General features: G+C 59.0%; 9 protein-coding genes. 5 read left to right on the top strand and 4 right to left on the bottom strand.

From position 1 onward, the window contains the following. Window positions 1-173: 173 nt before the first annotated feature. Both grcA3 and pflB read right to left on the bottom strand, forming a co-directional pair. The gene (grcA3, locus tag I4W07_RS08830) at window positions 174-425 is read right to left on the bottom strand and encodes an autonomous glycyl radical cofactor GrcA3 (RefSeq protein ID WP_117583521.1); all 252 of its coding nucleotides are present in this window, start codon (window positions 423-425) and stop codon (window positions 174-176) included. 85 nt (window positions 426-510) lie between these two features. Beyond that, window positions 511-2,562: a formate C-acetyltransferase gene (pflB, locus tag I4W07_RS08825; protein WP_117629918.1), complete on the bottom strand. Its 2,052-nt coding sequence runs from the start codon at window positions 2,560-2,562 to the stop codon at window positions 511-513. 548 nt (window positions 2,563-3,110) lie between these two features. On the opposite strand from pflB, the gene I4W07_RS08820 reads away from it, so the two are divergent. The 4 genes from I4W07_RS08820 (at window position 3,111) to I4W07_RS08805 (ending at window position 9,378) form a co-directional block, all read left to right on the top strand. Beyond that, window positions 3,111-3,560 carry a MarR family winged helix-turn-helix transcriptional regulator gene (locus tag I4W07_RS08820; RefSeq protein WP_052044097.1) on the top strand — a complete coding sequence of 150 codons (450 nt, stop codon included), beginning with the start codon at window positions 3,111-3,113 and terminating at the stop codon, window positions 3,558-3,560. Next, the gene (locus I4W07_RS08815) at window positions 3,557-5,923 is read left to right on the top strand and encodes an ABC transporter ATP-binding protein (RefSeq protein WP_196026393.1); all 2,367 of its coding nucleotides are present in this window, start codon (window positions 3,557-3,559) and stop codon (window positions 5,921-5,923) included. Before I4W07_RS08820 ends, I4W07_RS08815 begins: the two co-directional genes overlap by 4 nt. Continuing rightward, window positions 5,923-7,779, top strand: a complete 1,857-nt coding sequence (locus I4W07_RS08810) for an ABC transporter ATP-binding protein (protein ID WP_196026392.1) — start codon at window positions 5,923-5,925, stop codon at window positions 7,777-7,779. Before I4W07_RS08815 ends, I4W07_RS08810 begins: the two co-directional genes overlap by 1 nt. Window positions 7,780-8,346: 567 nt before the next feature. Beyond that, window positions 8,347-9,378 (top strand): 3-deoxy-7-phosphoheptulonate synthase, encoded by a 1,032-nt coding sequence (locus I4W07_RS08805; protein ID WP_196026391.1) that lies wholly within the window; start codon window positions 8,347-8,349, stop codon window positions 9,376-9,378. Window positions 9,379-9,909: 531 nt separating this feature from the next. Here the strand turns inward: I4W07_RS08805 and I4W07_RS08800 are convergent. Both I4W07_RS08800 and I4W07_RS08795 read right to left on the bottom strand, forming a co-directional pair. Then, window positions 9,910-12,147 carry an FtsX-like permease family protein gene (locus I4W07_RS08800; protein ID WP_196026390.1) on the bottom strand — a complete coding sequence of 746 codons (2,238 nt, stop codon included), beginning with the start codon at window positions 12,145-12,147 and terminating at the stop codon, window positions 9,910-9,912. After that, window positions 12,137-12,922, bottom strand: a complete 786-nt coding sequence (locus I4W07_RS08795) for an ABC transporter ATP-binding protein (RefSeq protein WP_271739784.1) — start codon at window positions 12,920-12,922, stop codon at window positions 12,137-12,139. Before I4W07_RS08795 ends, I4W07_RS08800 begins: the two co-directional genes overlap by 11 nt. Before the next feature lie 148 nt (window positions 12,923-13,070). Between I4W07_RS08795 and vsr the strand changes: the two genes are divergently transcribed. Further along, window positions 13,071-14,060 (top strand): DNA mismatch endonuclease Vsr, encoded by a 990-nt coding sequence (vsr, locus tag I4W07_RS08790; protein WP_196026389.1) that lies wholly within the window; start codon window positions 13,071-13,073, stop codon window positions 14,058-14,060. Window positions 14,061-14,681: the final 621 nt, after the last annotated feature.

The raw sequence follows: 14,681 nt of genomic DNA, 5'->3' as shown, positions 1-14,681 counted from the left end.
CCTTCGAGGCCGAGCGCAAAATGAATTCTAAAAAACACCTTGCCAAATAGGAGCGTCAGGACGCAAAGAGGCTCCGCCGCGCAACGCGCGCAGCGGAGCCTCTTTGCATGTCCGAGGACGTTTTGGGAAATAACCCAAAACCGGCCCCAGTAATCCTACAGGAGTTGAACCCTTTAGAACTTGTCGTGGAAGGTACGCGAAATGACCTCGTCCTGCTGCTCCTTGGTGAGCGTGTGGAAGTTCACGGCATAGCCGGAAACGCGGATGGTCAGCTGCGGGTACTTCTCGGGGTGAGCCTGAGCGTCAAGCAGCGTCTCACGGTTGAAGACGTTGATGTTCAGGTGGTGGCCACCCTTCTCGGCGTAAGCGTCGAGCATGTGGACCAGGTTATCGGCCTGAGTCTCGGAAACTTCAGAAACCTTCATAATGTGTCTCCTTCGATCGATAGGCGCCGGCCGAAACCGGCGCGCTAATCAGTAATCGTTATTGTTAGTATAGCACTAACAATAGTTACTCGCCCAGCTGATCAAGGTCGATATCGCCAAAGAACACCTGATCCTCCTTGCCGAGCGCACCCGGGATGATGGAGAAGGTGTTGGAGATGCCGTCCTGAGCATCGCGGAACGGGAGCTTGGAAACCGAAGACAGCGAAGCGATGGCGCCGTGGCTATCGCGCTTGTGCATGGGGTTAGCACCCGGGGCGAACGGCTGGCCAGCCTTGCGGCCGTCGGGCGTGGAGCCGGTCTTCTTACCGTACACAACGTTGGAGGTAATGGTCAGAACCGAGGTCGTGGGCACGGAGTTGCGGTAGGTGTCGTTCATGCGGATGTACTCCATGAACTGGTGCACAACGTCGTGAGCGATCTGGTCGACGCGGTCGTCGTCGTTACCGTACTTGGGGAACTCGCCCTCGGTCTCGAAGTCGACGATGATGCCATTCTCGTCGCGGACGGGGTGAACCTTGGCGTACTTGATGGCAGACAGGGAGTCAGCCACGACGGAAAGGCCAGCGATGCCCGTAGCGAACCAGCGGTGCACGTGCTTGTCGTGCAGAGCCATCTGGATGCGCTCGTAGCAATACTTGTCGTGCATGTAGTGAATGATGTTCAGCGAGTTGACATACACGCCAGCGAGCCACTTCATCATGTCGTTGTACTTGGCCACAACGTCATCGTAATCGAGCGTATCGCCCTCGACGGCGCGATATTTGGGGCCGACCTGCTTCTTGGAGACCTCGTCAACACCGCCGTTGAGTGCATACAGCAGGCACTTGGCCAGGTTGGCGCGGGCGCCGAAGAACTGCATCTCCTTGCCAATGCGCATGGAGGACACGCAGCAGGCAATACCGTAGTCGTCGCCATGATAGACGCGCATGAGGTCGTCGTTCTCGTACTGGATCGAGGAGCTGGCGACAGAAGTCTTGGCGCAGAACTTCTTGAAGTTCTCGGGCAGACGGGTCGACCACAGAACGGTCATGTTGGGCTCGGGGCTGGTGCCCATGTTCTCGAGCGTGTGCAGGTAGCGGTAGCTCATCTTGGTAACGAGCGTACGGCCGTCAACACCCATGCCGCCGATGGACTCGGTGACCCACTGCGGGTCGCCGGTGAACAGGGCCTGGTACTCGGGGGTACGGGCAAACTTGACCATGCGGAGCTTCATGATGAAGTGATCCACGAACTCCTGGATCTGCTCCTCGGTGAAGGTACCGTTGGCAAGGTCGCGCTCAGCGTAGATGTCGATGAACGTAGAGGTACGGCCGATGGACATAGCGGCGCCGTTCTGCTCCTTGACGGCAGCAAGGTAGGCGAAGTACATCCACTGGATGGCCTCCTGCGTGTTGGTAGCAGGGTTGGAAATGTCGAAACCATAGGTCTCGGCCATCATCTTGAGCTCGCCGAGGGCGCGGATCTGCTCCTGCAGCTCCTCACGATCGCGGATGTTGTCGGCGGTCATGACCGTCGGGGTGGAAGCCTTCTGGGCCTCCTTGTCCTTGATCAGGTAGTCGACGCCGTACAGGGCAACACGACGGTAGTCGCCGATGATGCGGCCGCGGCCATAGCCATCGGGCAGACCGGTGATGATGTGAGCCGAGCGGCAAGCACGCATCTCGGGGGTGTAGACATCGAAGACGCCAGCGTTGTGGGTCTTGCGCTCGAAGGTGTAGCGCTCGACAACGTTCTCATCGACCTTATAGCCGTGCTGGCTGGCAGCCTGGCAAGCGATGCGGATACCGCCGTTGACGTGCAGCGCGCGCTTGAGCGGCTTGTCGGTCTGGAGGCCGACGATGGTCTCCTTCTCGCGGTGGGCGTTATCGATGTAGCCAGCGGGGTGGCTCACGATACCCGTGACGGTCTTGGTGTCCATATCGAGGACACCGCCCTGCTCGCGCTCCTTAAGCAGCAGGTCGAGAACCTCGCCCCACAGCTCCTTGGTACGCTCGGTCGGGCCGGCGAGGAACGACTCGTCGCCCTCGTAGGGGGTGTAGTTCTTCTGGATGAAGTCTCGGACGTCAACTTCTCCCGTCCAGATGCCTTCCTTGAAGCCTTCCCATGCCTCCTGCATTGTGTAACCACGCTCCTAGTTACGTGTAATGCGGCGCTCTCTCACACCGCTGCTTATTGAATTCTTGAATGTTCGGCTTGCACTACCGGCTTCTTCCGTTCTTCACCACACGCTGGTGCAGAGAAAACGTTTGTCCACCTTGGAACTACAACCCAAAACCCAAGATTTCACCTGTCTGAGAAGGATAACATAGCGACCCTCTCCATCTGGGCTGTTATATGTTTCTTTTTTTATATCATAAGGGCGTTTTTTACAAACCCGCAGGAAATGCGAGCGTGAACAACTACCGTTCACCGATTTGTTTAGTTTTTTCCTTGCCTTTGTACGACGTTCACTCTAGCTGTTATGCCAGCTTTAGCAGGGTAAAGTGCCTCTGAGTGGGCTTTAGGACGTGCTCAGAGATCTACCCCTAACTTTGCTGATACCGACGGTGTACGGAGGTCGCCTAAAGGTTGTTTTCTAGGCATGTCCCAAAATCTACCGTATAGGGTGCGCGTGCGGGGGTATCATCTTTCACCGAAAATAGTTTCTAGTGTTAGGGGTTTTCGGTGGAAGATACCGATTTCCGTGAACTTGGGCGTCAGCTCCTTACCGAGTTTGGCAGCATGCATCAGCGCATTTCGCGCTTTGCGGACAAAGCCCTCGGCGGCGAGATGGCCGTCATGCGCGCCCTCATGCTCGCTGGCGGTTCGCTCACGCCGAGCGAACTCGCCGATCGCGCCTGGGTCTCGAGCGCCCGCATCGCCAATATCCTACGCGCTCTCGAAGCCAAGGGCTGGGTCGAGCGCGAGCACTCAAAGACCGACCGTCGTCGCGTACACGTCACGGTGACCGACAAGGGATTCCAGGATCTCGAAATCAAACGACGGGAATTCGAGGAGCGCACCGCGGCCTTCCTCGAGCAGCTCGGCGAAACAGATACCCAAGAGATGGTGCGCCTTCTAAGACGTGCCAACGAAATTATCGACCGCAATCAAGAAAGGAGAGATGCCGAGTGAGGATTCTCAAGCTCTTTAAAAAGCACGTCCTGGCACTGTTCACAGCTATCGTACTTATCGTAATCAGCTGCAACGCCGATCTGGCGCTGCCTACCTATATGAGCGACATCGTCGACGTGGGCGTGCAGCAAGGCGGCATCGCCTCGCCCGTGCCCGACACCATTCGCGCCGAATCGCTCGACGACCTCGAACTCTTCATGAGCGCCAAGGACGCCAAGGCTGTGGAGGCCGTGTTTAGCAAGGCTGACAAAAACGGCATTCGAACGTACAAGGGCACCGAGGAAGAGCGTGCCGATGGAGGCAAAATTACCGACATTATGAGCCTGCCCGAGACCGTCGTCCTTTCGCTCAACCAGGGCATCGACGCCGACTCCATGGGAGACATGACCGGCACGTCCAGCGAGAAAGACAGCGACGCCGCTCAGGCCATGCCCACGCCCGAGCAAATGGCAGCGATGACGCCCGAGCAGCTCGCCGAGATGCAGCAGAAGGCCGCAGCGGCGCAGAATATGCAAAAGCAGATCGACGCCGACGGCGGCAAGATCACCATGAAGAGCCTGCGCCTGGGTGTCGAGGGCGGTCTGGTAGACCAAAGCAAGCTCGTCGAGGGCGCCAACGAAATGGCGGACAAAATGGGCTCCATGTCGGGCTCCATCGTCACCCAGCGCGCCGTGAGCTATGTACAGGACGAGTACAAGGCGCAGGGCATCGACCCCGCCGACGTGCAGAACGCCTACCTTGGCCGCATGGCGACCACGATGTTTGGTCTGTGTCTGGTGTCGCTGGTCGCCACCATCCTGACCGGTGCCGTGGCTTCGCGCACCGCCTGCTCCATCGCACGCGACCTGCGCCGCGAGACCTTCAACAAGGTTATGCACTTCTCGCCGGCCGAGGTGGGCAAGTTTAGCCAGGCCTCGCTCATCACCCGCTGCACCAACGACATTCAGCAGATTCAGATGGCCGCAACCCTGTTTATCCGCATGTGTCTGATGGCGCCCGTCATGGGCATCGTCGCCGTCATGCGCGTCCTGGCCAACCACACCGGCCTGGAGTGGACCATCGCCGTGGCCATCATCGCGGTCTCGGCCGTCGTCGGCGTGCTTATGGGCCTCACTATGCCCAAATTCAAAAAGATGCAGAGCTTTGTGGACCGCGTGAACCTTACCGCCCGCGAGCTGCTCGACGGCCTTATGCCTATCCGCTCGTTCAACCGCGAGGAGCATGAGCTCGAGCGTTTTGACAAGGCTTCGCTCGACCTGATGACCACGCAGCTCTACACCAACCGCGCCATGAGCTTTATGATGCCGCTCATGATGCTGGTCATGAATTGCATCACCGTGCTTATCGTCTGGTTTGGCGCGCAGGGCGTGTCCGACGGCGTGATGCAGGTCGGCAACATGATGGCGTTTATCTCCTACACCATGCAGATCGTCATGGCGTTTATGATCCTCACCATGGTTTCGGTCATCCTGCCCCGCGCCGAGGTCGCAGCCGAGCGCGTAGATGAGGTCATCACCTGCCCCACGAGCATCAACGACCCTGCCTCGCCCAAACTGCCCGCGGCCAGCTCGCCGCGCGGTGAGCTCACCTTCCGCGACGTGAGCTTCCGGTATCCCGATGCCCGCGCCGATGTCATCAGCGGCGTGAACTTCACCACGCATGCCGGTCAGATGCTCGGCATCATTGGCTCCACGGGCTCGGGCAAGTCCACGCTCGTGCAGCTGATTCCGCGCCTGTACGACGTCACAGGCGGCAGCATTTCGCTCGACGGCATCGACGTGCGTGACATGACCCTTTCCGAGCTACGCCGCCGTATTGGTTATATCCCGCAGCAGGGTCGCCTGTTCTCGGGCACCGTCGAGAGCAACCTCAAGTTTGCCGGCGATATGGTGAGTGACGAGGATATGCGCCAGGCGGCACGCGTCGCCCAGGCGGAGGACTTTATCGCCGAGCGCGAGGGCGGCTACGACTCCCCCATCAGCCAGGGCGGATCCAATGTCTCGGGCGGCCAGCGCCAGCGCCTGGCCATCGCCCGCGCGTTGGCCAAAAAGCCCGAGGTCGTGGTGTTCGATGACTCGTTTAGTGCCCTCGACTACAAGACCGACGCGCGCCTGCGCGAGGAGCTGGCCAAAAACGTTACCGACGCCGCACTCGTGGTCGTGGCCCAGCGCATCGCGACCATCATGCACGCCGACCAGATTATCGTGCTCGACGACGGCCACGTGGTGGGCACTGGCACACACGAGGAGCTGCTGCACAGCTGCCCGGCGTACCTGGAGATCGCACAGTCGCAGCTTTCCGCCGAGGAGCTGGGGCTTACCCAAGAAGAAATTGCAGCCGTCACGGAAGGAGGCGAGCGCTAATGGCAGACGAGACCAAGACTCAGATTCCCAAGCCCACCCGCCGGCGCGGTCCTATGGGCCGTATGGGTGGCATGGGCCGCGGCGAAAAGGCCAAGGACTTTAAAGGCACCATGAGGCAGCTACTCGGCTATATCGGCCAGCACAAGATTGCCGTGTTTGCTGCCGTCGCCTTTGCCGTGTGCTCGGTCATCTTTAACATTGTGGGGCCCAAGGTGCTCGGCCAGGTTACCACCAAACTGTTCGAAGGCCTGGTTGCCAAAGTCAACGGCACCGGCGACGTCGACTTTGACTGGATCGCCAAGACGCTCGGCTTTTTGCTCTGCCTGTATCTGGCAAGCTCTGTTTGCAGCCTCATCCAGGGCTGGCTCATGACCGGCGTCACGCAAAAGATCTGCTATCGCATGCGCAAGGAGATCGCCGCCAAGATCGCTGTCGTTCCAATGAGCTACTTCAACGGCCACAGCAAGGGCGACGTGCTCAGCCGCATCACCAACGACGTCGATACGCTGGGCCAGTCGCTCAACCAGAGCGTGACCCAGCTCATCACGTCGGTGACGCAGATTATCGGCGTGCTCGTCATGATGCTGTCGATCAGCCTGCCGCTCACCGGCGTCACCGTGCTCACGCTGCCGGCCGCCGCGATTATCCTGACCGTAATGATTCACTTCTCGCAGCCGTACTTCCGCGAGCAACAGCAGGTTCTGGGCGCCGTCAACGGCATTATCGAGGAGGACTTTGCCGGCCAGAACGTCATTCAGGTGTTCGACCGCGCCGAGGCCTCAATCGAAGAGTTCGACCGTCAAAACGACCGTCTCTTTATTAGTGGCTGGCGCTCGCAGTTCCTGTCGGGCCTGATGATGCCGCTTATGAGCCTGGTGGGCAACATGGGCTACGTGGGCGTCGTCGTGGTGGGCGCACAGCTCGCGCTGACCGGCAATGCCACGCCCGGCGACATCCAGAGCTTTATCCAGTACGTTCGCAACTTTACGCAACCCGTGCAGCAGCTGGGCAACGTGAGCAACACGATGCAGTCGATGGCCGCTGCCACCGAGCGCGTCTTTGAGTTCCTGGCCGCGCCCGAGGAGGAGCAGAAGGCCGACGCGCAGATTCCCGAGAAGCGCCCCGGTCACGTGGAGTTCGACCACGTCAAGTTTGGCTACACGCCCGACAAGACCATCATCCACGACTTTAGCTGCGAGGCGCAGCCCGGCCAGACCATCGCCATCGTCGGTCCCACCGGCGCCGGCAAGACCACGCTCATCAAGCTGCTGCAGCGCTTCTACGATGTGGACGACGGTTCGCTGCGTGTCGAGGGCGTCGACGTGCGCGACTGGGACCGCGCGGCGCTGCGCGGCGAGTTTGCCATGGTGCTGCAGGATACCTGGCTGTTTAACGGCACCATCCGCGAAAACATCCGCTACGGACGCCCCGATGCGAGCGATGCCGAAGTCGAGGCCGCCGCACGCGCCGCACGCTGCGACCACTTTATCCATACGCTCGCCGGCGGTTACGACTTTATGATCAACGAGGAGGGCACCAACCTGTCGCAGGGTCAGCGCCAGCTCGTGACCATCGCCCGTGCCATTTTGGCCGACCGTCCGGCGCTGATTTTGGACGAGGCGACCTCCAACGTTGACACTCGTACCGAGGAGCTTATTCAGCGTGCCATGGATGCGCTAATGCAGGGCCGCACGAGCTTTGTCATCGCGCACCGCCTGTCCACGATCCGCAACGCCGACGTGATCCTGGTGATCCGCGACGGCGACATCGTCGAAAAGGGCACGCACGACGAGCTGCTCGCCCAGGGCGGCTTCTACGCCGACCTGTACAACTCGCAGTTCGACGAGGCGGCGTAAAACCGGCGGCAAACAACCGCAATGCCCAAAAACGGGGGCGCAGAATGAACTGCGCCCCCGTTTTGTGTCCTTTGGGCCTCGAAACGCCTCCCCTAGGGCCTGATTGACGCTCTCCCTCAAGGCCCCGTGGGCAAAAAATGGCAAATATGAGTACTGTCATCTTTTTAGTAACAGCCAAAACTGCCCAAACGACGTCTTTGCGGCCTAGATATTCCTTCAAATTGATCAAAACGCCCGGTAGCATGCTTCTGTGTGCCAACGTCAATGAACATATTTACTGTTGTGTCTATTATCTTGTAAGGTCGATATGATACTAAGCTAGCAACAGTACTCATATTTGCCATTTTTTGTCCACGGGGTATGCCGCAGGAGATCCAACTTGCTCCAGCGTGCCGTACGCCGGTCCTCCCCTTCCAGCGAGTGCCGGCATTTCCCCAGATAAAACCGACCAAAATAAACCTGTCCCTTTTTGGCAGGTTTTGCTTGCACTTTAGCGTGCGACAGCGGATAATGCCGAGCATTCGACAATACGCTTATTGTTCTTTCTATAGATTGAGGAGGCCCCGCATGGCCATGGATTTCAAACGCAGGCTGCCGATCCCCATGGAGATCCGCGAGGAGATGCCGCTTTCCGCCGAGCTTACTGCCAAAAAGCAGGCATTTGACGCCGAGGTCGCCAAAGTCTTTACCGGCGAGGACGCGCGCAAGGTACTCATCATCGGCCCGTGCTCTGCCGACCGCGAAGATTCGGTGCTTGAGTACATGAACCGGCTGGCCAAGGTCGCCGAAGAGGTCAAGGACAAGCTCATCATCATTCCGCGCGTCTACACCAACAAGCCGCGCACCAAAGGCACCGGCTACAAGGGTCTGCTGCACAACCCCGACCCCGAGGCGCCCGATGACCTGCTCGAAGGCGTTAAGGCCATCCGCCACATGCACCTGCGCGTCATCGATGAGACCGGTTTCTTTACCGCCGACGAGATGCTCTACCCGTCCAACTACCAGTACCTCGTCGACCTGCTGAGCTACGTCGCCGTAGGCGCCCGCTCGGTCGAAAACCAGGAGCATCGCTTGGTATCGAGCGGCATTTCGGTGCCTGTGGGCATGAAGAACCCCACCGCCGGTTCCACCACCGTCATGCTCAACTCCATCTACGCCGCCCAGGCACATCAGAGCTTTATCTTCCGCAACTGGGAGGTTGAATGCGGCGGCAATCCGCTCGCGCACGCCGTTATGCGTGGCTACATCGGTCTCGATGGGCGCACCTACCCCAACTACCACTACGAACACCTGGAGCGCCTGGCCGAGCGCTATACCGAGCACGCCGGCTATGCCAATCCGGCAGCGGTCATCGACTGCAACCATGACAACTCGGGCAAGCGTCCGCTGGAGCAGTATCGCATTTGCAAGGAGGTGCTCGACAGCTGCCGCCGCAACGAGTCCATCTCCAAGCTGGTCAAGGGCTTTATGATCGAGTCCTACCTGGAGGACGGCAACCAGCCGGTCGACGGCGGCGTCTTTGGCAAGTCGATCACCGATCCGTGCCTGGGCTGGGAAAAGACCGACTACCTCATCCACGAGATCGCGGAACGGGTGTAGGTTACGGCGTTTTACCAGACGCCGTAACGGCTCGACGCTGCGCGGGTCGCATTTGAGACAATCTGACGTTCAACTTCAAGGGCGCGACCAGAAGGTCAGCGCCCTTTCGTTTCACGTCACCTTGTCTCAAATGCGACCCGCTCGCTGTCCGTCCTCTACCTGCGGCGTTATCTTGCTCCGGATGCGGCAGTTAGGGACGCTCCTTTTCTGCCGGCGGTTTGGGACACTCCTTGGGTAGTCGTTGGGGACGTCCCCAACGACTACCCGGGAGAGTTGCCTTCCCTCGTGGCGGTCTTCTAGCAGAAAAACAAAGTGAGTAGGCTTTTTGCAGAAGGCCAAGCACGCCCTAAAACGCCACAGCTCTGACCTGCGGTTTCATCGATCATTTGTCGCAATGTGCTCGGCAGGTTCAAAAAAGTCTACTCACTTGTATCTGAGACGCACCAGATTGGCAAAAACCGCCGCGAAAGGGCCCCTGGTCCCTTCGCGGCGGTCATACGCCTCTGATTTTGCGACGATTTTGCCCGCTTGTTACTCGCTGTAACGGGTGGCGATGGCGGCTTGTACCATGCCGGTGCTCATGAGGTAGGTCACCAGGAAGTAGCCGCCGTAGGCCGCCAGGAAGATTGCACAGGTGAGGCCCACGGTGCCGCCGATGCTCATATTTCCGAAAATGCTCACCAGCTCGATGATCACCTTAAGTGCCACAAAGGAGTGCGCCAGGCCCACTGCCAGCGGGAACAGGAAGAATACCGCTTGCTGCGCCATCACCGAATGACGAATCTGGCGGTCGTCGCAGCCGATCTGTGCCAGCACACGATAGCTGCGGCTGCCGTCGGCCACGTTGGAGAGTTGCTGGATCGACAGAATCGCCGCGCATGCAACGACCAATACAAAGCCGATGTAGATGGCTAGGTAGCTAATAAGACCGTTCATTTGCGCTGCTTGCGCGTACATCTCGGAGCGTGTGATGAAGGTTCCCCACGACCCCGGCTCCTTGCCGTCAACGAGCAGATTGTCGAGCACAGTGTATTTAATACTCTCGTCTGCCTCGGTCGTATCCATCCCCTGTTTGTAGTTAACGAGCAGGCTACTGGAATACGGCTGCGGATTAAGTTGGGACAACAGCTCGTCGGCAACGACGACGGTGCCCGGATTACTACCCATCGCCGAGTTGGCGATGGCCGCCGTATCTTCGTCCGACTTATCGGCTGCGGGCTTGAGCGTATGCCCGCCCAAGGTAAGGGCATGGCCGCCAGCCATATACTTGGTGTACAGGTCGACCAGCTCGCCGCCCATATCACACGTGAGCAGATACTGGTCGTGACCGATGTGCACCGGCTCCTCGCCCATCATCTGGCGCAGCTTGTTGTACTGACTTGCCGGCGTCACAAACAGACCCATCGCATCGGCATTGCTACCCCCGAACGCCTTGGGAAGCTTTTCGCCCATGATCTTGCACATCTCACTTGGAGTCACCGAAGGATTCGAGCCGCCAAGCGGGTAACTCAGATACGAATCGATCTGCACATGCTCACCGGCAACATCGGAGATATCGACCTTCTTGCCGGTCTCGTCGTTGTTGTCCGCCGACTTGCCCTTAATACCGTCTGCAACGTTATCGTGATCGATACGATCGCCGTGCCATGCGGAGTACAAATCGACCGTACTATCGGCCAGCACCATTCGATCGGCCTCAGACGGATTGAAAGACTCTTTGTAGAAGTCGAGCGTATCGGGCGTGTAATAGATATACGTCTGCGACATGTCGGCCGGATTATAGCGCTCCAGGTTTTCGTTCATCACGTTGGCAATCGACATACCGCACGTCACCGAGGTGATGGCCAAAAACAGAAGCATCGCGATGACGCCCATCGAAAAGCACACCGTGTTGACCTTGGCCGCAAGCTGGCGCACGGTAAACATGTTGAGGCCGCGCCAATACACGCCGCGCAGGCTCTGCAGCAGCTTAATGAGCATGCCCGAGAGTCCCCAGAACAGGGCAAAAGTGCCCACGGTAACCATAGCGGTCGTAATACCAAACTGGTTCATGGCCTCTTGCAGCTTGCTGTCCGTCGCGGTTAGCGGGAACCCATCACGTAGCAGACGGTAATAGGCCACGCCCACAAGCACCACGCCCACGGCAAAAATGGCAATCGCGATCCAGGGGTTGCGTGTCTTGATGCTCTCGTTGCGACGCTCGGCACCCATAAGCTCGATGAGTTTGGTACGACGCACGGCGCGAAGGTTCAGCAGTAGCGTGAGCACAAACATTACGAGCATGCAGGCAAGGGTCAGATTGAACGCATGCACCGAGAAAAAGAAGTGGAAATTGGCGATCTGTGTCTTAAAAAGCGAGGCCGTAAAGAACGTCATGAGCTGGGAGAGTCCCACACCCAGCACAATGCCGGCGACAAAGGCCACGACCGATACTATCACGGTCTCAAGCGCCATGATCGTGGCGACGCGTCCGCGCCCCATGCTGAGCACCTGATACAGGCCAAACTCCTTCTTGCGGCGTTTCATGATGAAGTTATTGGCATACACCATCAAAAAGGCCATGACACCGGCAAAAAAGTACGTCAGGTCGCCGAGCATGCTGCCCATTACCTGCGCCAAGCCCTCTTCATCGATGCCGGCGATGTCGACCTGCATCGAGATGGTGTTGAAGGCATAGAAGACCGTGACGCCCAGGGTGAGCGTCAAAAGGTAGACGAGGTAGTCGCGGCCGGCGCGGCGGACGTTGCCCCAAGCGAGTTTACAGAGCATCGGAGCCCTCACCGCCCATCATGGCAACGACCTCCGTAATGCGATCGAAGAACTCGCGACGGTCGGTGTCGCCGCGGCGCAGCTCAGTGAAGATCTTGCCGTCGCGAATAAACAGCACACGACTCGTGTAGCTGGCGGCAAAGCTGTCGTGCGTGACCATGAGCACGGTGGCGCGCAGGCGGCGATTGAGGGCCTCCAGGCTCTCGAGCAGCAGGCGAGCGCTCTTGGAATCGAGGGCACCGGTGGGCTCGTCGGCCATGATCATGGTAGGGTCGGTGACAAGCGCACGAGCCGCGGCGACGCGCTGCTGCTGACCGCCGGACATCTGGTAGGGATACTTGTCGAGCACCTGACTGATGGACAGGCGCGCTGCCACATCCTGCACGCGGGTCGAGATCTCTGCCGAGTTTGTGCGGGCGATGGTGAGCGGCAGGGCGATGTTCTCGCGTGCCGTGAGCGTATCGAGCAGGTTGGAGTCCTGGAAGATAAAGCCGAGTTCCTCGCGGCGGAACTGCGAAAGCTTAGCCTGCTTCATGCGCGTTACGTCCTGGCCGTTGATGCGGATCGTGCCGCTTGTGGCGCTATCGATGGTCGACACGCAGTTGAGCAACGTCGACTTGCCCGAGCCCGAAGCGCCCATGATGCCAACAAATTCGCCGCGGTTGACGGTAAAGCTGACGTCGTTGAGCGCGCGGGTCACGTTGCCCAGCGCTCCGTATACCTTTTCGAGATGCGCGGCCTCCAGTACCGGGGTCGCCATGTGCGTGGTTTGCATACCGAGTCCTTTCTTGCAATTAGTCTACGGCATCTATAGTCGCAAGAAGACGAGTCGGCTACCATCGATATGGCTTACGCTTGCCTTACCGTTGTGTAAGGTACGGGTAGCTAGCCTGTCACGTGTTGATGTTGAGAGAGGACTCCTGTTGAAGACTGTTCATGTTGCCGCTGGGATCATTCGCAAGGAAGGATCCGACGAGCTACTGGCCGTGCAGCGCGGCTATGGCGACATGCAGGGACTTTGGGAGTTCCCAGGTGGCAAGCTCATGCGCGGCGAGACGCCCGAGGACGCCGTGCGCCGCGAGCTCATGGAAGAGCTGCAGGTGAAGGTCAACAACCTGCGCGATTTCTACACCGTTGAGTATGACTACCCCGATTTTCATCTCTCCATGGAGTGCTACTACTGCTCGCTGGCTAAAGAGTCCGACGAGCCCCAGAAGCACGACCGCCAGCTCGATATCCGCTGGATTCCGCGCACTTCGCTTGCCACGGTGGAATGGATGCCCGCCGATAAGGGGCTTATCGATGCTCTGATTGAGTTGAAGGAAGATCGGCTTGAGGCCAACGGCACTGCCAACGACGCCGAGGCCACCACGACCGACGAGCCCGCCACCAAACCCAAGCGCGCACCGAAGCGCCGCAGCAAAAAGCGTCCCAAGCCTGGCCTGCTGGACGGCATCGACACCTCGGACCTTTCCGCCGACGAACGTGAACTCGTGCGCCGTCGCGCCGCTATAAAAAAGTCCATGAAGGGCAACAAGCGCGCCAACACCAAGCCCGAGCTGCTCGTTCGCCAGCGCCTGCGCGCCGCAGGCCTTACGGGATACCGTCTGGAATGGAAGGTGCCCGGAAAGCCCGACATCGCCTTTCCCGGGCGCAAGATCGCCATCTTCGTCAACGGCTGCTTTTGGCACCGCTGCCCCAAGTGCAATCCGAGCCAGCCCAAGCGCAACGTTGAGTTTTGGGAGGCAAAGTTCCGTCGCAACGTCGAGCGCGACCGTGCTGCTGTGACAGCACTCACTCAAATGGGCTGGACACCCATAACCATCTGGGAATGCGAGCTCAAAAAAGACCGCATCGACGCCACGATGGAAAAGGTCATCGAGCAGGTGCGCGCCGCAGAGCCGCAGCGCTAACAGTGAGCATTCACACGCTCCGCACGTCCGCGCCACATCCACGTCACAAACCTTAGAAAGCCCTTAAGCCCAAAACCTTTCAAGAGTGTTACCCGATAGCTTTGACCTGCGGTTTCATCACAACGTCAAACCTCATTAAGCTTTTCTTTAGCGATTCTTTGCAACAGCCGCGGCATAATACTGCCAACGCACGGGACCTAGCAGCACACCCCGTGCGCAACCTTTTGGTGGACATCGAGGAGGCCGCATAAGCATGCATTCTTCCAACGACGCAGCACAGCAGCCATCCCTAACACATGCAGACCTTTTCTCCTTCCCCCCGACACAGAGAAACGGCCTCCTCGACTCCCCCACCACAAAAGCCAAACGCTCAACCGACCAGAGCCACAACTTGCGAGCATCGTTCGAAAAGCTCCAAGCATCCCTAGACAAAACCTTCCCCAACCAAGCCCGGGCATACTAACCCCTCATCAACAAAGCGCCCCTCGCGCACCACCCATTTCCGCCCCAACGCCACAAGGGCGACGACCTCGAGTAGGTCAACCTGGGAGGGACGAGGGCTTAGTTCCCCAATCTTTCCGCAGGGGGCAAAAAGCCTCGCCGCACGAAGTGCGCAGCGAG

This window comes from Collinsella aerofaciens (assembly GCF_015670745.1).
In the GTDB taxonomy this organism is placed as follows: domain Bacteria; phylum Actinomycetota; class Coriobacteriia; order Coriobacteriales; family Coriobacteriaceae; genus Collinsella; species Collinsella aerofaciens_T.
Note: the sequence above shows the minus strand (reverse complement) of the source record. Positions and strands in the feature narration are given on the sequence as shown.